Raw genomic sequence first — 17,290 nt, 5'->3', positions numbered from 1 at the left:
AGTAGGAGTGGATGTCACTCAGTGACAAGATGTCTGCGTGCGTCATTTCCGAACGGCTCGCTATGCTGCCTCCGGTCGGACGGACAGGGATGGTGGGGCGACGGTGCGCGAAGCGGCACCCGCAGACCGGGCCACGCAGGCCGCGGCGGCCGCGCGGCCGTCACTGGGCGAACGGCGCAAGGAGGCTCTCCGTCTGGACATAGCCCGTGAGGCCGTGCGCCTGTTCGTCTCCCAGGGCGTCACGAACACCACGGGGGACCAGATCGCGGAGGCGGTGGGCGTCTCGACCCGCACGCTGTGGCGCCACTTCCCGACCAAGGAGAGCTGCGTACGCCCGTTACTGACGGCGGGACTCGACGCGGCGACGGATCAACTGCGCCACTGGCCGCCGGAGACCGGCCTGCTGGACTTCCTCACCCGTTCCTGCCGCCACGGGACACTGCCGTCCGCCGACCCCGCGGTGCTCGACCTGATCCGCATGACCCCCACCGAGCCGGCGCTGCGTGCCGTCTGGCTCCAGGCCCATGACGACGCGCTGCCCGTCCTCACCGAGGTCCTCGCCCGGCGTTCCGGCGGGAGCACCGACGATCTGCGGGTCAAGGTGCACGCGGCCACCGTCAACGGCGCGCTGCGCGCGGCGGCGGAGGACTTCGCCGTACGTTTCGCCGACGAGACGCAGTCCTCGGAGGAGGACCTCGCCGCATGCATGCACGCCGCACTCCGCGCCGCATCGGAGGGCCTGCCGTACTGACGCCGTCAACGCCCCGTCAGGACACACCGGTTGGAGCCGCGGGCCACAGGCGAACGGTCTGCGATCCGCATGCGATGCACGCGGGAACGGCGGCCGGGTAAAGATTTCACCTGGTCTAGTCCAAAGACCCATTTGGTCTAGTCCAACATATTGACGTGATCGCGACAGAGCCCGGAAGCTGGGACTCCCCCACCCCTCTGGAGGCACAGTGAGACGTCTTCGCGCATGTCTGGGCGCGGCTGCCGCCGTGAGCCTGGCCGCGGTCGGCACGACCGCGCTCGTCGCGGGCAGCGCCTCGGGCGCGACCACCGCGCTCAGCAACCGCTGGTACGCCGCCGCCCCTTACCTGATGCCACTGGACAACGATCCGCCGGACGCGGCCGCCATCATGGACGCGACCGGCCTCAAGGCGTTCCAGCTCGCTTTCGTCCTCGCCCCCAACGGCGGCGGCTGCTCGCCCACTTGGGGCGGAACGGCAGCGGTGTCCTCGGACACGGCCGTGCAGTCGGTCATCAACACCATCCGCGCCAAGGGCGGCGACGTCTCCATCTCGATCGGCGGCTACGGCGGCACCAAGCTCGGGCAGACCTGCTCGGACGCGGCCTCCACCGCTGCCGCGTACCAGCAGGTCATCACCAAGTACGGCCTGCACGCGGTCGACTTCGACCTCGAGGAGCCGGAGTACGAGAACACGGCGGCCATCAAGAACGAGATCGGCGCCGCCAAGATCCTTCAGCAGAACAACCCGGGCCTGTACGTGTCCGTCACCACGGCCGGCACGGCGGACGGAACGGGCTGGTTCGGCAAGCAGATGCTGCTGGAGGCGAAGGCGCAGGGCTTCACCCCGAACAACTTCTCCATCATGCCGTTCGACGGCGGCTTCAACGGCGCCGCGTCCCAGACCGGCGCGCTCGCCAACTTCAACACGATCCTCCAGTCGACCTTCGGCTGGGACCAGGCGACCGCCTACGCCCATGAGGGCTTCTCCGGCATGAACGGGCGCAGTGACACCGGCGAGTACTTCTCCCAGGCCGACTTCCAGACGGTGCTGGACTTCGCCACGAGCCACAAGATGGACCGCTTCACCTTCTGGTCCCTCAACCGCGACCGCCAGTGCTCCCCCGCCGACAACGGCGGCCGTACGTCGGGCACTTGCTCCAGCGTGGCCCAGAACTCCTGGGACTTCGCGAAGTACTCGGTGAAGTTCGCCGGCGCGACCCCGCCCACCGGTACCCCCACTCCGACGCCCACCCCGACCCCGACTCCCACGCCGCCGAGCAGCGCCTGCAAGACGGCCTGGAACTCGGCCACGGTCTACACCGCCGGCAACGAGGCTTCGTACAACAACCACAACTGGAAGGCCAAGTGGTGGACCCAGAACGAGGCACCGACCGGCGCCGAGTGGGGTCCGTGGCAGGACGAGGGCTCCTGCTGACTGTCTGACCGGCTCCTGACCGGCTCCTGACGGGCGCCCCACGGGCACCCGTCCGGCTCCGCCGGCCTTCGGCCCGCCGCAGGACCGTACCTCTGAGGGGACGGCGTCACCCGGGATCCGGGCGGCGCCGTCCCCTCACCACGTGGCCCCGGGGCCGGCACGCAGTGCCTCCCTCATCGCCGTCGCGGCGGCCGTCGGGTCGTAGCCCTCGGGCACGCCCGGGACCAGGATGATGTCCCCTTCGATGTGCCGCGAGCGCAGCGGGGCGATGTCCCGGTACGCGGGTGCGTCCCACCAGGCACACGCCTCGGTCATGCCGGGGAAGCCGATCACGACGACATGGCCGGGCCAGCCGCCCTCCACCACCTCGTGCCGCGTGGCGTGCACGAGGAAGCGGCCGCCGTACGGTTCGAAGGTGGCGCCGATCCGCTCGATGTACTCGGCGATCTCGGGGTGCGGTGCGGCTTCCCGCAGGTGGGCTATGGCGTACGCGGTCATGGCATCCCTTCCGGCCGTTCGGGCTCCGTTCTCACCGACCCTGGCAGCCGCGCCCACAGGAGTCGATTACCCGAGAGGTAAACGGGGCCCGTGACGGTCACCCGCCGCCACGGACGCGGCACCCGCGACGCCGTTACGCTGGGCTCGTTGCCTGGACAACGGGGGGAATCATGAACAGGCTTCGTTCCTTCGTGCCGGCCGGAGCCGCGCTTCTCTCGGCGGCGGCGTGCACCGGCGGCGCCCAGCCATCGCAGGCGAAGGCACCCACTCCGACGGCGACGAGGACGAGGACGCCGGCCCGCGCCGCCTCACCACGGGCCACGACGGACGGCGGCGCCGTCATGACCACGTGCACCTCGTCCCCCGGCAACACCCCTTCTCCGCCCGTCCCACGATCGTCCCCCTGGTCACCACCGGGATCCTCGACCAGCACCATGTGATCGGCGCGGACCGCGAAACCGTCCTGTCGGTGACCTGCAACGGCACCCCCCTCGCACTCCGACCGCTGCCCCCTTCCTCGACGGCAGACGCCGCCTCTACGCCTTCGACCTTCCCGGCCGGACCGGGGGACGCGTCACGGTGACCGTCAGCCGCGCGCACTCCATCGCCACGGAACATGTGAAGCTCCTCTGGCAGCGCGCCAAGAGCCGCCCGTCGTGCGACTGACACCGCACGACGACGACAGCACAAATGGCCGTTTTTCCGCCGCGGGCCCGCCTCAGAAGAGCGTTCTCCCTGTTCAGGGTCTTGTCGCTGCCGCCGATGCCTGGTCTTCTGTACGTCCGGTGGGCAAATGGCGCCTCGCCTCATCATGGTCTGCCCGCAGCCCGGGTGAGGAGGGGCCGGCAGGAGAGGCGAACGACGTGGACCCAGTGGCTGGGCAGGACGTGCGGAGGCAGCTGCCCGAGGGACTGGGTGCGGCGCTGCACGAGACCGCCGAGGACATCGCCGCGCTGCTGCGGGCCGACGCCGACATGGAACGCCGCATCCCCGGGGCCACGTGGAGTGTCGGCGAGGCGGCCGCACATCTGGCGCTGGCCAACGAGCTGATGGCCCAGCTCGCGGCGGGACACGCGCGCCCCTACGGGGACGGCACCCCGCAGAGCCTCGCCGGGGCCAACGAACGGTCGCTGGCGGAGTTCGGGGAGCGGCGGGCCGAACCCCTCGCCGCGATGATCGTCGAACACGCCGACGCCTGTGCCGCGTCACTGGGCGAAGGCGTCCTGGAGGGACCCGTGGTCACTCCGCTGGGCCCGATGAGTCCGGCGGAGCTCGGGGCGTACCTGCTCACGCACATGCTCGGCCACGGCTACGACCTCGCCCGCGCGCTGGGGCGGCCGCACATGCTCGACCGGGCCCGGGTGGAGCTGACCCTGCCGTTCCTGCTCACGGCGATGCCGCGGGTGGCCGAACCGCGCAACACTGCCGGCATGAACGCCCGCTACGCCATACGCCTGTGGGGCGGCGGCGCGTTCGGCGTGACACTGGCCGACGGTGCGGTGACCGTCGACGAGCGGCCACCGGCGGGACCGGACTGCACCATCTCCATCGAGCCGGTCACCTTCCTCCTGATGGCACTCGGCCGCCAGGGGCAGGTGAGCCCCATCCTCCGCGGCCGCATCCTCGTCCGTGGCCGCAAGCCCTGGCTCGCGCCCCGCTTCCCCGGCCTCTTCACCGCGCCCTGAGCGCACCGCCCCCGCACGGGGCCCCGCTTCCCACGCCCCTCCCGCGCGGGTCAGCCGAGCCTGCGGTCGAGGTTGAAGGCCGCGCTGATGAGGGCGAGGTGGGTGAAGGCCTGGGGGAAGTTGCCGCACTGTTCGCCGGTATGGCCGATCTCCTCCGCGTAGAGGCCGAGGTGGTTGGCGTAGGTGAGCATCTTCTCGAAGGCGAGCCGGGCCTCGTCGAGACGGCCCGCTCTGGTGAGTGCCTCCACGTACCAGAACGAGCAGATCGAGAAGGTGCCTTCCTCGCCCTGGAGACCGTCGGGGCTCGTCTGCGGGTCGTAGCGGTAGACCAGGGAGTCGGAGACCAGGTCCTCGCCCAGGGCGTCGAGGGTGGCGAGCCATTTGGGGTCGGTGGGGGAGATGAACTTCCCGAGCGGCATCATCAGCAGCGACGCGTCGAGGATGTCGCTGTTCTCGCACTGGGTGAAGGCGTTGCGTCGGGTGGACCAGCCCTTGCTCATGATCCGCTGGTAGATCGTGTCGCGGGCGTCGCCCCAGCGCAGCACGTCGGCGGGCAGGCCACGGTGCCGGGCCAGCCGCATGGCACGTTCGATGGCCACCCAGCACATGACGCGGGAGTAGAGGAAGGGCTTACGGCCTCCGCGGGTCTCCCACACTCCCTCGTCGGGCTGGTCCCAGTTCGCGCACACCCAGTCGACCAGTCCGCGGATGTTGTCCCAGTGCGCGCTGGAGAGGGGCTGCCCCCACTTGTCGTAGAGGTAGAGGCAGTCGACGAGGGCGCCGTAGATGTCGAGCTGGAGCTGGCCGACGGCGCCGTTGCCGACGCGTACGGGCGCGGATCCGCGATAGCCCTCGAGGTGGGTCAGCTCGCGTTCGGGCAGGTCACGGCGCCCGTCGATGCCGTACATGATCTGTAGCGGGCCGTCGGGGCCGACGTTCTCCGGTACGCCGCCCTGGACGTGCTCGGACAGGAAACCCATGAAGGCCTCGGCCTCGTCGGTGAAGCCCAGGCGCAGCAGCGCGTACACACAGAACGCGGCGTCGCGGATCCACACGTAGCGGTAGTCCCAGTTGCGCTCACCGCCGATCCGCTCGGGCAGGCTGGTGGTCGGCGCGGCGATGATGGCGCCGGTGGGGGCGTACGTGAGCAGTTTCAGTGTGAGGGCGGAACGGTGCACCATCTCCCGCCACCTGCCCCGGTAGCGCGACTGCGACAGCCAGTGCCGCCAGTAGCGCACGGTGGCCTTGAAGTCCCGTTCGGCCTCCGTCACGGCGCAGAAGCGCGGAGCCACCTCGTCGGTGATCCGGTCGAGGGCGAAGACCGCGGACTCACCCTCGTGCAGCTTGAACAGCGACCACACGTCCTGCCCCGCGGCCTCGAGCGGCACCGTGGACGTCAGGGCCAGCTTGAGCGCGGGTGTGGTGAAGACGGCCTGGCCGGATTCGACGTGCACGGTGTGCGGGACCGTCCCGTAGGCGAAGCGGGGGGCGACGCGCGCGCGAAAGGGCAGGGTGCCGCGGACACACACCACACGGCGGATCAGGCGGTGGCGGCCGGCCTCGCGCGAGTCGTCGACGACCGGCATGAAGTCCTGGATCTCCCCGACCCCGTCGTCCGCGAAGAACCGGGTGATCAGCACATTCGTGTCGGGGAAGTAGAACTGCTTCGTCCGTGCCGGAACGTCCGCGGCGAGTTCGAAGCGGCCGCCCCGGTCGGCGTCCAGGATCGAGGCGAAGACGCTGGGCGCGTCGAAGCGCGCGCAGCAGTACCAGTCGATGGTGCCGTCGGTGCCGACCAGCGCAGCGCTGCGCAGGTCGCCGATCAGGCCGTGGTCGGCGATCGGCAGGTAGCGGGGGGTGCCCGTGCCGTACGGGCCACCGGGCGCGCCATGGGTCCCGCCGTCGGCTCCGACCCCGGAGTTCATGTCCGCCGTGCTGGCCATACCGGCCTCCTCTGGGCCGTCACCCGAGCCTCCCCCTCCGCTCCAGGCTAACGAGTCGTCCGCGTTCGGGGGTGTTCATGAGTGTTCATGATCGTTCCTGGGTGTTCGCGCGTGCTCAGTGCAGGACGACCTTGGCGGCGACGATGATCAGGCCGAGGGCCAGGTTGACGAAGCCCTCGGCGACGACCAGCCCGCGGGAGGCGCCGGCGCGGACTGCTCCGAGGCACGCCCACATGATCTGCTGGGCCACGGCGATGCCCAGGGCGATCCACAGGCCCGTGCCCACGCTCGTCCCGAAGACGGCGCTGAGGGCCACGGCGGCGGCGGGAAGGGTGGCCGCCTCGACGATGGACCACTCGTGCGTGCCGATCCGGCGGATCTGGCGCAGCGACCAGCGCTGGCCGACGATGCGTTCCCCGACGATCTGCACGTAGACATGGGTCGCCCAGAACACCAGGCCGGTGACCACCAGCAGCACGACGGCCTCGAGCCGCGGGTACTCCCCCGTCGTTCCGGCCGTGGCCACCACGGAGGCGGCCAGGATGGAGCCGTAGATGGCACCCGCGTAGTCGGTCCGCTGATGTTCCGGCCGGTGTGCGCCATCCCCGCGCTCGGGCGGAACGCTGGAGCCACTCACCCGTTCACGATAGGCGGCGGGCCGGGGCCACGCCCGGCGGGCGGGGCCGTCCGGGCGGACTCCGGCGGACTCGCCGTACGCAGTTCGGGGCGCCGGCGGGGAGGAAGCAGGCCTCAGCCGCCGTCACCGCGCTGCCGGGCGCCTGACGGACGGAAACACGCCGTGACCGTCTTCCCGTGCCGCTGGCATTTCATCTCCCACCCGTCGGCGAGCATCCGCACGATGCCCACCCCGCGGCCGGACAGCGCTCCCGGCTCCGGGTCACGCTGGAGCGGCGGTGTGGAGTCCTCGTCGTGGACACTCACGTGCAGGCAGTCGCCGTCCCAGGTGAGAACGAGGTGGGCGTCGCTCCGGGCGTGGATGTGGGCGTTGGTGAGCAGCTCGGAGACCGTCAGCACGACGGCGTCCACCGTCTCGGGCTCCTCCGCCGTCCACGCCAGGGACTCCAGGTGCCCACGGGTCCAGCGTCGCCCGGCGCTCACCCCTCCGGAGACCGGGAACGAGTGCGCCCAGCCCATCGCCTTGACCGCCATGACGCGACCTCGCTTCCGCCGGTGTCGTCCGTGTCTCCCGTACGGGTCGTGTACCCACGGGACATGCGTACAGTCAGCACCGTCACCGATCGCTTCGGCACATCGCGGCGGCCCTCCACGCCTGCCCAGCCGAGGAGTTCGGGCAGGGCACTCATGTGCCCGGAACCGGGCCCGGACGGCGCGGAGGGAGTCGGTCCCGCGGAACGACCCGAACTCCCCTTTGGGGCGAACCCGCACGCGAAAGGAACAACGGGCCAACACTGTCCGTACTATCTGTAAGCCGGGGCATACGCACCACGTGCGGTCGCCCAGCCATGCAGCCCGGTCGACACCAACACGCCCTGCCCCACGGCACCTTCCCGGTGTGTTCATGTGCGACCGCGCATCGAAGAGAGGTCCCATCGTGCCCGACACCAAGACTCCCACCGAACTGACATCGCAGTACACGGCCCAGGTGGTCGCCGACCTGGAGCGCAACGCCAAGGAACAGGAGCGCATCGGTGGGGAAATGGAGGCGCTTCAGGAGCAGTTGAACGCTCTGCGCCACGACCACGCGGTCCTGACCAACCTGCATCAGGCGCTGGGGGCCACCACCGCGCCCGTCGAGACCGGCCCCGAGCCGACGGCGGCGACCTCGGTGCCCCGTCAGAAGACTCCCGGCAAGTCCGCCGAGGGCAAGCGCGCACGGACCAGGAAGGCCGACAGCGCGAAGGCCACGACGCCGCGGACGTCCGCGGCCGGGAAGCCCGCGGCCGAGGCCGCCTCGGCACAGCCCACCCTCATCGAACTCATCCGCCGCTATCTCACGGAGCAGCGGGAACCGCGCTCCGCCGCCGAGGTCTCCACGGCACTGGGCCAGACCCACCCCGAGCGTCGCATCCAGACCAATGTCGTCCGGACCACCCTCGAGAACCTCGTGGCCAAGAGCCATGCCCACCGCGCCAAGCAGGGCACTTCCGTGTTCTACACGGCCGTCGACGCCGAAGAGCCGTCGCCCGGCACGGAACAGCCGGCGAAGGCGGAGGCGAAGGTCGAGGCAGAGGCGAAGACGGACGGCGCCTGAACGGATCGCCCCCGGTTCGCCGTGCGGGACTTGTGCGTCCACGCGGCCTCCCGGGCCCTGTGGGCGAACGGTCAAGCGCTCGCGAGGACCCTCGGCGTGTGTCCCGTGCGACCACGCACCACACCCCCTTGATGCGCCCTCTCCCGAAGGCGGTCCCCGCCGCCGCGAGGACCTGACGAGGTCCCGCGGGAGCCGGTGAAGTCCGGTGCCGCGGCCGCGGCGTTCGCGCCGCGGCCCGCCGCCGTCCGACGCACGGTCAGGCCGTCACCTTGGCGATGAACGCCGCGAGGTTCGCCACGGTCCGCTGGATCTTCTCCTCCAGCGTCAGCGACTCGTGCATCCGCCCTCCGGCGCCCGCGTCCCGCTTGCCCCGCACATACAGCGAACAGGCGAGGTCGCTGCAGATGTAGGCACCGACCGAGTTGCCCTGCTGCCCGGCCTTGCCCGCCTTGGGCGCGACCATCAGGGAGACGCCTCCGGTGTGGGTGGTCACACACATCGAGCACATGCTGCGCCGCAACTGCCCCACCGTCGCGCTGGGGCAGCGCAGCACGAGGCCCTTCAGACCGCCACCCGACTCGGCCACGACGTAGGTGCGGTCGGGCGCCTGGGGGTCCCGCCAGCCGAGGTAGTCCAGGTCGTCCCAGGGCCGTTCCGCCAGATCGCGCGGGACGGAGAGGCGCTTCGCCTCACCCTTGGTGCAGTTCACGAACGCGGTACGGATCTCTTGCTCGGTCAACGGCTTCATACAACTCACGGTAATTTGCCTATAAGCTTTAGGCAAATGCATAATCGGTTACGCCGAGGGAGAGGAAGGACATGGGCCGCGCGGGACTGAACACCGAACGCCTCACACAAGCGGGGGCGGAGCTGGCCGACGAGGTCGGCTTCGATCAGGTGACCGTCTCGGCGCTGGCCAGGCGGTTCGACGTCAAGGTGGCGAGCCTGTACTCGCACGTCAGGAACTCACAGGACCTCAGGACCCGCATCGCCCTGCTCGCCCTGGACGAACTCGCCGAGAGGGGTGCCGCCGCGCTGGCGGGCCGGGCCGGCCGGGACGCGCTGACCGCCTTCGCGAACGTCTACCGCGACTACGCCAGGGAACACCCCGGCCGCTACGCCGCCGCACAGCTCAGGCTCGACCCCGAGACCGCGGCGGCGAGCGCGGGCGTCAAGCACGCGCGGATGATGCGGGCGATCCTGCGGGGCTACGACCTCACGGAACCGGACGAGACTCACGCGGTCCGGATGCTGGGCAGTGTGTTCCACGGCTATGTGAGCCTGGAGTCGAGTGGAGGCTTCAGCCACAGCGCCCCTGACTCGGGGGAAAGCTGGGCGCGCGTCCTGGACGCCCTCGACGCCCTGCTGCGCAACTGGCCCGCGCCCTGAGTCCGGCGCCCGGCCGGCCGGCGGCACCGGCGGCCCGCGTTTCCCGTTCCCGTGCCGGACAACCGTCGACGCCCCTGTGCCGGACAACCGTCGACGCCGCCGGTGTCCGGCACAGGACCGTCCGCCCGCAGTCCCTGCCTCAGCGGTAGTCGGGATTCGGGGCGTCCGGGCGGCAGCCCGCGTCCCATCGCGAACGCTGGTTGCCGTGGGCGGGGATGCCGCCGGACCGCTTCAGCAGGGCCGCCATGTGCATCAGGTTCCAGGTCATGAAGGTGGTATTGCGATTGGTGAAGTCGTTCTCGGGACCGCCCGAACCCGGGTCGAGATACGAGGGGCCGGGCCCCGCCGGCCCGATCCAGCCGGCGTCGGCCTGCGGCGGGATGGTGTAGCCGAGGTGCTGGAGGCTGTAGAGGAGGTTCATCGCGCAGTGCTTCACACCGTCCTCGTTGCCGGTGATCAGACAGCCGCCGACACGCCCGTAGTAGGCGTACTGACCCGCGGAGTTGAGCACTCCCGAACCACTGTAGAGCCGCTCGACGACCTGCTTGGTGACCGAGCTGTTGTCACCGAGCCAGATCGGCCCGGCGAGGACGAGGATGTCGGCGGCCATCACCCGCTCCTGAATGGCGGGCCAGTCGTCCGTGGCGAATCCGTGTTCGGTCATGTCCGGGTAGACGCCCGGGGCGATGTCGTGGTCGACGGCGCGTACGACCTCGGTGGTGACTCCCTGCGCCTCCATGATCGCGCTGCTCTTGTCGACCAGCCCTTCGGTGTGGCTCAGCTGAGGTGCCGGCTTGAGGGTGCAGTTGATGAACAGCGCGCGCAGGTCCTCGAAGCGGTACGCGTCGTCGGCTGCCGAGGTCGAAGGTGACTCGGTCACGGGTGACTCCTTGGTGCGGGGCCGCGGCGGTGCGGGCCGGGAAACGGAGGCGACTCGGTTGTCGGGTCCGGACGGTACTCAGGGGCAGCGTCTCGTGTATGCCCCGGCTTGTCCTCGACCGACTCACGGGAACGCCTCGCACAGGGCGCGCATCGGAGTGTCGCGCGCCGTGCGGACGCGGGCCGTACGCGGCAGGCCGGACGACAGGACCTAGGGTGGTGGTCGTGACGACTGAACGATGGGAACTCGGCGGCGACTTGGGCGTCGCGCGCATCGGCTACGGCGCGATGAAGCTGACCGGCTGGCCGCGGGGCGAGCGGCCGGACCGGGACACCTCACTGGGCATTCTGCGCCGTGCCGTGGAGCTCGGGGTGAACCACATCGACACCTCGTACTACTACGCACGTGACGGGGTGTCGGCGAACGAGCTGATCCGGGAGGCACTGCACCCCTACCCGGACGACCTGGTGATCGTGACCAAGGTGGGCGCCCTGGTGGAGGGCGCCGACATCGCCCTGCCCGCGGACCGGATGACGGGCCTGACCGCCGGCAATCTGCGCCGTGGTATCGAGGCGAACCTCAGCTCACTCGGCCTGGACCGGATGGACGTGGTGAACCTCCGGATGGGTGATGTCGGCGAAGCCGGCGGGGCTTCCCTGGCCGAGCCGCTGGAAGCGCTGCTGGCGCTGCGGGACGAGGGCCTGATCCGGCATCTGGGCGTTTCCAACATCTCGGCCGACCAGTTCGCCGAGGCCCGCAAGACCGCGCCGATCTCCTGTGTCCAGAACCTCTACAACCTGTCCCAGCGCGGTGACGATCCCCTGGTCGATGCCTGTGCGGAGGCCGGCGTCGCCTACGTCCCCTTCTTCCCGGTCGGCGGCTTCCAGCCGGTCACCGCCGAGCACCTGGAGGCCGTGGCCGCCCGCCACCGGGCGACCACACCCCAGGTGGCCCTGGCCTGGCTGCTGGCCCGGTCGCCCAACATCCTCCTCATCCCCGGCACCGGCTCCCTGGCACACCTGGAGGAGAACATCGCCGCCGGAGCACTCGAACTGACCGCCGAGGACCTCGCCGAACTGGGGTGACGGACACCGGGCGATCCGTTCCACGCCGCCTGCAACCGAAGCGGCCCCGATCGTGTCTCACAGCACACGACTGGAGCGCGGGGGCACCGGAATGCCTCACGGGCCCCACGTCCCGGGGAGGCATGGGTCATGAGCGGTTGGGCGGTACCGGGCTACACCGAGTCCCGCGAGCTCGGTTCGGGGGCGAGCGGACGCGTCGCGCTGGCCGTGCACGAGGAGACCGGCCATCCGGTCGCGGTCAAGTACCTCAGCGAGTCGCTGCGCACGCGTCCGGGCTTCGTGCAGGAGTTCCGGGCGGAGGCCCGGCTGCTCGGCGGGCTGCGCAGCGACCATGTGGCCGGCCTCTACGAGTACGTGGAGGGGCCCGAGGGCGCGGCCATCGTCATGGAACTGGTGGACGGGGTGTGTCTGCGGGCCCTGCTCGGCCGGCAGGCTCCCCTCGATCCGGAAGCCGCCCTCGTCCTTCTCAAGGGTTCTCTGCTCGGCCTCGCCGACGCCCACCGCATCGGCGTCGTCCACCGTGACTACAAGCCGGAGAACGTCCTCGTCCGCACCGACGGCACGTCGAAACTCGTCGACTTCGGGATCGCCGCCTCCGACGGCACCACGGCCGGCATCGCGGGCACGCCGTCGTACATGGCTCCCGAGCAGTGGACCGGCGCCCCCGCCTCACCCGCCGCCGACGTGTACGCCGCGACCGCGACGTTCTTCGAGTGCCTGACCGGCCGCAAGCCCTACACGGGCCAGAACCTGGCCGAACTCGCCCTCCAGCACGTGGACGGGGTCATCCCCGCCGACGAGGTCCCCGAGCCGGTCCGCTCCCTCGTCCAGCGCGGCCTCGCCAAGGCTCCCGACCAACGGCCCGCCCACGCCGAGGACTTCGTCGCGGAACTCGAGGCCACGGCCGGCGGCGCGTACGGCCCGGACTGGGAGGAGCGCGGCCGCCGACGACTCGCGGCGCTCGCGGCCCTGTGCCTTCTGCTGGTCCCCTCCACCCCCTCCGTGCCGCGCCACGCCACGGACGCGGCGCGCACGGTCCTCGGCAGGGCACCCGACTGGCTCCGGGCCTGGCAGCCGAGTCTGCGCGCGCTGCTCGTGTCCGGGGCCGCGCTCGTCGCGGCCATCCTGCTGACGTACGGCGTCGACCGGCACGCCCCGGACTTCGGCACGCCCCGAAGGGCCGCGGAGGCACTGGCCACCACCAGCGCGCAGCCGGCCGGTGACAGCGGCCCCACGGCGACGGCGGACCCCGGGTCCCCGACGCCGTCCTCCTCGCCGTCCGCGTCGGCTTCGCCCTCGCCCTCCGGTTCGGCCACGGACGCCACCGCGCAACCGTCGGCGTCGGCCTCGGCGTCCGGTTCGGCGTCCCCGTCGGCCACCGTGGCGCCTCCGACGCCACCGGCCACGACGACGTCCGAGCCCACCACGACGTCCCCGTCACCCACCCTCACCGTCAACGTCAAGTCCGTCACCTTCGGCGAGTTCCGGCAGACGGGCACGGCGACCGCGGCGGCGACGGCCACCGTCACCACCGACGGCACCGGGCCGGTCACCCTCACGGTCGCGTGGTTCACCGGTGAGGTCAGCGGGCAGGCCGGAACCCAGGACGGGGCGGCCGAGACGTACCGGCGCAGCGGTTCGACCCAGTACACCATCGTCCTCGACCACACGTTCCAGGGAGCGGGCTGCTACTGGGGCGTCCGGGCCGGCACCCAGCCGGCCTCCGCCGACGGCGGCGCCTGGCAACAGCTCCTGACCCGGCGGTGCTCCCTGCGATGAACGACAACTACGGCGCCCCGGGCGCCCACTCCCCCGACGACGACTACAGCGCGACCGTGCTCGGCAGCCACTGGATCCAGCGGCCGGACTCCTCCGACACGCTTGCCCTCACCGGGAGTTCGCCCACGGTCGCGCTGTCGGGCACCGAGGCCGGGGCCGTCGCGCCCGACCGGGTCGAGGGCACCCTGATGCGTTTCGGCCCCGGCGTGAACGCCGACACCATGCGCCGGGTCGCCGTGACTCCCGCGGCCGTGCCGGTACGCCGCCGGACCTGGCGCCGGCACGCGCTGCCGGCCGTGGTGCTGCTGGCCGTCGTCGCCCTTCTCCTGTGGCATCGCTCCGCGCCGTCCCTCGGGGTGGAAAGCGTCGCGGTCGCCGCCGTGACACCCTCGCCCGGTTGCGACGAGACCGCCGACATCACGGGCGTCGTCACCACCAACGGCGTTCCCGGCGAACTCACGTACCGCTGGGTCCGCAGCGACGGCACCTCCTCGGACGTCCTGCACGAGGATCTGACGCGTCACCAGAAGCAGGCGGAACTGCACTTGTTGTGGACGTTCCAGGGCGACGGCAGCTACGCGGCACGCGCCGAGCTGCACCTGTTGTCGCCGGTGCGCCGCACGGTGTCGACGAAGCTCACGTACCACTGCCCGTGACGGGGCCGGGCACCCGCCCGGCGGCGTGACGGCGTTCGGCCGGCGCGGACCGCGGACCCTGGCACGGGCACGGGGAATCCCGCCGCCCGGGCCGGCCGGGTGTGCGGCGGCTTCACACGCTCGACGGTGTGCAGGCGCTCAGACCGGTGACGTAGTTGAGCTGGGGGCCGTAGCCGGCGAAGGTGGCGATCGCCCGGGGAAGCAGGGTGCGGCACGGGGCGCCCTGGCCGTCGGTGTACTGGACGGTGACGTCCACGGTGGTGTCGCAGTCGTTGACGACGGTCGTGTAGCGCCAGTCGCTGTAGTAGTGGACGCAGTCCGGAACGGGGGTCGCGTCGACGGCATCGCCCGCGAGGAACCCCTGTCCGGCGTCTCGCGCGGCGGCGGGCGCCCCGGCGGCACCCGTCAGGCCCACGATCGCGACGGACAGGCCCAGAGCCGTCCTGAGCCCGCGCGGATGGATGAGGCGGCTGCTGGTGAACATGGGGGCGTCCTTCAGGTCGGCGAGAGCGGCGGCCGTGGAGCCGCGCCGCGTGCCACCTTGCAACGCCTGCAAGAATTGCGCAAAGTCATGCAACACCTTTCAGTCGATGGTGAACTCTCAACCGATCAGGTGCTGTTCACGAAATGTCCCGACCTGGGCCTTGCGCCCCCTCCGGTACGACCTGTGCGCGGGCCGGCCCGGTGGCGGTGGGACCGCGGGTCGGCCCGGTGCGGGCCGGCCGGGTGGTCAGCCGCGAGATCTTCCCTGGTCCCGCCGGCCCTGCCGGGGCTGGGGGCGGCCATGTCCGCCGGCACGGCGACGTGACGGTGCCGGGGGTGCGTCCGCGCTGTTGAAACCGGGGCCGCTCGGGGCGCTGAATCCGCCGGGGACCGCGGGAGCGGCCGCGGGGGCACCGGCGGCGGCCGTCGGCGCGGGGGGCGTGGACGGCGTCCGGGTGCGCGGCACCGCGCGGCCCAGGACACGGGTGTGCGTCATCAACGGGGCGCAGGCGGCGCAGACTTCCATCAGGTTCCACACCTGGGCAATGGCCGGATCATGGCGCAGCACCAGCAGCACACTGCCCATGCAGTGCACCTGACTGCCCTCGTGGGAGGCGCACTGCGTCTGCCGGCAGGCGCAGGCGGCGTCCGCGTGCACGGTGGCCGCGCGGGCATGGGCCCCGACGTGGGCCTCGGCGAAGCGGCGCAGCGCGGCGAGGTCACGGGACCGCGGCGGCATGGCGCAGGGAGAGGAGCAGGTGACCGACGCGGTGCGGTCGCTGTGGCCGGAGATGCGGACGGTCCACGTGCGTCCCGGACGTCGCGCGGCAGGAGATTCTGAGTATGGGAGGTCCAAGACCGGCAGTCCTTCGGCAGTGGGATGTTCGCGCAGATGCGCATGGAGTTTCTTTACCCGCGCGGGCCGGTCCGTCATTCACCGGTGGGCCGCGAGCGTCCTCGAATCTTCGAGCGATGGCGTGCGCGGGCCCGGACTGCTGTCGTGCGGGGTTGCGATCTTCCCACAGCGGCGCGTCGGACGAGTTCGACCCGCCTGGGGCCCTTGAGGATAACCCCGCCGTGACGTGCGGGTCATCGGGGGTGGGCGCATCCCGCGCCCGCGATACCGGCCCGCCGGGTCAGCGTCCGGGGCGGCCGCCCGTGACGCGGCTCCACCAGGAGCGGGTGGCGCCGAATCCGGTCTCGTGGGCCCAGACATGGGTGCACGAGGGGCACTGGAGGTGGAGCAGGCTTCCGGTGGTGGAGAGCAGGTAGCGCCAGTGGTCGGAACACGACCGCCGCTGCTCGCAGGAGGCGCATCCGCGGCTGTCGGCACAGTTCGGGCAGGTCACCCAGGCGCGCCGCCCGATGTCCGCCTGCGGGTCAAGCGGCAGCACGGCCGTCTCCGCGACGGGGAAGTACGCCGGCCGCGACGAGGTCGTCGTACACGCGCTGCTGCCGCTCGTCGAGACCGGAGTACAGAAGCGCGTACGCGGCCTCCTCCTGGCGCATCACCTCCATGGGGTCCCAGTCGGGACCGAGGGCGGCCAGGACCTGGGCCTGCCGCAGGACCTCCTGGGCCGTGAGGTCGACGGAGAACTCGACCAGCCCGGAGGCGGGGCCGGTGGGAAGCGAGGGGTTCTGTGGGGCCATGGGAGAGAACTTAGGTATGCCTTTCTTGTCGGGACAAGAGGAGGTGGGCGAAGTCACAGCGCCCCCAGGACCGGCGGACGCTTACGAGTCCCACACATCTCCGTCATATGTTGATCACATCATCGGTATGCTCCTGGGGCTCCATCCGTACCACTGAGGGGGGATTCCTCATGCGTATCCGCAATGCCCTGGCCGTCACCGCAGCCGCTGTCGGCACGCTCACCGCGATCGCCACGGCTCCGGCCCAGGCCACGGAGTACTCGTCCGCGCTGAAGATCAAGGGCGTCCAGTACGACGCGCCCGGCCGGGACTCCAACAACTGCTCCAGCGGCAACACCAAGAGCGAGTACCTGACCATCAAGAACTACTCGTCCGGCACGACCGTCAACCTCAAGGGTTACGTCGTCAAGGACGCGACGGGCAACAAGTTCACCTTCACGGCGAACCACTACCTGGAGCCCGGGGACTACATCAAGCTCCGCGGCGGCCACGGCACGGCCTCGGACGCCGGCAACGTCGTCTACCGCCAGAACTGCAACTTCATCTGGAACAACGACAAGGACAGCATCTACCTGTACAAGTCGTCCGGCGCCCGTGCCGACGTCCACTCGTACACCAAGTCGGCCAACGACCGTGACGGCAACGGCTACATCTCGTACCACGGCTGAGCCGAGCACCGGAGCCCGCTGACCGGTCCCCGTACGGCCGCCGGGCACCGTCCGCCCGGAGACGACCGCCCCGGGCGGAGCGACCGCGTGGTCGCTCCGCCCGGGGCGGAGCCGTTCCCGGCGCGACGCGGTGGCTCCGCCCCGGGGCGGGACGA

General features: G+C 71.1%; 20 protein-coding genes. 10 read left to right on the top strand and 10 right to left on the bottom strand.

What is annotated here, in order from left to right; translation table 11 throughout:
* The first annotated feature begins 103 nt into the window (after positions 1-103).
* Positions 104-751, top strand: a complete 648-nt coding sequence (locus tag OG410_RS38130) for a TetR/AcrR family transcriptional regulator (RefSeq protein ID WP_329303332.1) — start codon at positions 104-106, stop codon at positions 749-751.
* Between the two features lie 208 nt (positions 752-959).
* The gene (locus OG410_RS38125) at positions 960-2,186 is read left to right on the top strand and encodes a carbohydrate-binding protein (protein WP_329303331.1); all 1,227 of its coding nucleotides are present in this window, start codon (positions 960-962) and stop codon (positions 2,184-2,186) included.
* Between the two features lie 135 nt (positions 2,187-2,321).
* Here OG410_RS38125 and OG410_RS38120 read toward each other — a convergent pair whose 3' ends face one another.
* Positions 2,322-2,684, bottom strand: a complete 363-nt coding sequence (locus OG410_RS38120) for a DUF1330 domain-containing protein (protein ID WP_329303330.1) — start codon at positions 2,682-2,684, stop codon at positions 2,322-2,324.
* 226 nt (positions 2,685-2,910) lie between these two features.
* On the opposite strand from OG410_RS38120, the gene OG410_RS38115 reads away from it, so the two are divergent.
* Complete coding sequence (locus OG410_RS38115) at positions 2,911-3,267, top strand: hypothetical protein (protein WP_329303329.1); 357 nt, start codon at positions 2,911-2,913, stop codon at positions 3,265-3,267.
* 280 nt (positions 3,268-3,547) lie between these two features.
* The gene (locus tag OG410_RS38110; protein ID WP_443063851.1) at positions 3,548-4,369 is read left to right on the top strand and encodes a maleylpyruvate isomerase family mycothiol-dependent enzyme; all 822 of its coding nucleotides are present in this window, start codon (positions 3,548-3,550) and stop codon (positions 4,367-4,369) included.
* A 50-nt stretch (positions 4,370-4,419) separates the two neighbouring features.
* Here OG410_RS38110 and OG410_RS38105 read toward each other — a convergent pair whose 3' ends face one another.
* The 3 genes from OG410_RS38105 to OG410_RS38095 form a co-directional block, all read right to left on the bottom strand.
* Complete coding sequence (locus OG410_RS38105) at positions 4,420-6,312, bottom strand: glycoside hydrolase family 15 protein (RefSeq protein ID WP_329303328.1); 1,893 nt, start codon at positions 6,310-6,312, stop codon at positions 4,420-4,422.
* Positions 6,313-6,427: 115 nt separating this feature from the next.
* Complete coding sequence (locus OG410_RS38100; protein WP_329303327.1) at positions 6,428-6,949, bottom strand: hypothetical protein; 522 nt, start codon at positions 6,947-6,949, stop codon at positions 6,428-6,430.
* 113 nt (positions 6,950-7,062) lie between these two features.
* Positions 7,063-7,482 carry an ATP-binding protein gene (locus tag OG410_RS38095; RefSeq protein ID WP_329303326.1) on the bottom strand — a complete coding sequence of 140 codons (420 nt, stop codon included), beginning with the start codon at positions 7,480-7,482 and terminating at the stop codon, positions 7,063-7,065.
* 403 nt (positions 7,483-7,885) lie between these two features.
* Between OG410_RS38095 and OG410_RS38090 the strand changes: the two genes are divergently transcribed.
* Complete coding sequence (locus OG410_RS38090; protein WP_329303325.1) at positions 7,886-8,545, top strand: hypothetical protein; 660 nt, start codon at positions 7,886-7,888, stop codon at positions 8,543-8,545.
* 256 nt (positions 8,546-8,801) lie between these two features.
* Here the strand turns inward: OG410_RS38090 and OG410_RS38085 are convergent, their stop codons facing one another.
* A complete protein-coding gene (locus OG410_RS38085; protein WP_329303324.1) occupies positions 8,802-9,293 on the bottom strand; it encodes an FBP domain-containing protein in 492 nt (163 codons plus the stop codon).
* 71 nt (positions 9,294-9,364) lie between these two features.
* Between OG410_RS38085 and OG410_RS38080 the strand changes: the two genes are divergently transcribed.
* Positions 9,365-9,934, top strand: a complete 570-nt coding sequence (locus OG410_RS38080; RefSeq protein WP_329303323.1) for a TetR/AcrR family transcriptional regulator — start codon at positions 9,365-9,367, stop codon at positions 9,932-9,934.
* 139 nt (positions 9,935-10,073) lie between these two features.
* Here the strand turns inward: OG410_RS38080 and OG410_RS38075 are convergent, their stop codons facing one another.
* Positions 10,074-10,814 carry a flavodoxin family protein gene (locus tag OG410_RS38075; RefSeq protein WP_329303322.1) on the bottom strand — a complete coding sequence of 247 codons (741 nt, stop codon included), beginning with the start codon at positions 10,812-10,814 and terminating at the stop codon, positions 10,074-10,076.
* Positions 10,815-11,101: 287 nt separating this feature from the next.
* On the opposite strand from OG410_RS38075, the gene OG410_RS38070 reads away from it, so the two are divergent.
* The 3 genes from OG410_RS38070 (at position 11,102) to OG410_RS38060 (ending at position 14,334) form a co-directional block, all read left to right on the top strand.
* Entirely contained in the window at positions 11,102-11,899 is a 798-nt protein-coding gene (locus OG410_RS38070; RefSeq protein ID WP_443063938.1) for an oxidoreductase, read from the top strand.
* Between the two features lie 129 nt (positions 11,900-12,028).
* A complete protein-coding gene (locus OG410_RS38065) occupies positions 12,029-13,678 on the top strand; it encodes a serine/threonine-protein kinase (protein ID WP_329303320.1) in 1,650 nt (549 codons plus the stop codon).
* Positions 13,675-14,334 (top strand): hypothetical protein, encoded by a 660-nt coding sequence (locus tag OG410_RS38060; RefSeq protein ID WP_329303319.1) that lies wholly within the window; start codon positions 13,675-13,677, stop codon positions 14,332-14,334. The genes OG410_RS38065 and OG410_RS38060 overlap by 4 nt, the downstream gene beginning before the upstream one ends.
* A 112-nt stretch (positions 14,335-14,446) precedes the next feature.
* Here OG410_RS38060 and OG410_RS38055 read toward each other — a convergent pair whose 3' ends face one another.
* From OG410_RS38055 to OG410_RS38040, 4 genes are all read right to left on the bottom strand, one after another.
* Positions 14,447-14,818 (bottom strand): alpha-amylase, encoded by a 372-nt coding sequence (locus OG410_RS38055; protein WP_329303318.1) that lies wholly within the window; start codon positions 14,816-14,818, stop codon positions 14,447-14,449.
* Positions 14,819-15,064: 246 nt separating this feature from the next.
* Entirely contained in the window at positions 15,065-15,556 is a 492-nt protein-coding gene (locus OG410_RS38050; protein WP_329303317.1) for a hypothetical protein, read from the bottom strand.
* Positions 15,557-15,953: 397 nt separating this feature from the next.
* Positions 15,954-16,211, bottom strand: a complete 258-nt coding sequence (locus OG410_RS38045) for a hypothetical protein (RefSeq protein WP_328444843.1) — start codon at positions 16,209-16,211, stop codon at positions 15,954-15,956.
* On the bottom strand, positions 16,198-16,467 hold the full coding sequence (locus tag OG410_RS38040) for a DUF6400 family protein (protein ID WP_329303316.1): 270 nt from the start codon (positions 16,465-16,467) through the stop codon (positions 16,198-16,200). Before OG410_RS38040 ends, OG410_RS38045 begins: the two co-directional genes overlap by 14 nt.
* 170 nt (positions 16,468-16,637) lie before the next feature.
* Here OG410_RS38040 and OG410_RS38035 point away from each other — a divergent pair, with 170 nt between their 5' ends.
* On the top strand, positions 16,638-17,135 hold the full coding sequence (locus OG410_RS38035) for a lamin tail domain-containing protein (protein ID WP_329303315.1): 498 nt from the start codon (positions 16,638-16,640) through the stop codon (positions 17,133-17,135).
* The last annotated feature ends 155 nt before the right edge of the window (positions 17,136-17,290 follow it).

It is taken from the genome of Streptomyces sp. NBC_00659 (assembly GCF_036226925.1).
Classification (GTDB): Bacteria; Actinomycetota; Actinomycetes; order Streptomycetales; family Streptomycetaceae; genus Streptomyces.
Note: the sequence above shows the minus strand (reverse complement) of the source record. Positions and strands in the feature narration are given on the sequence as shown.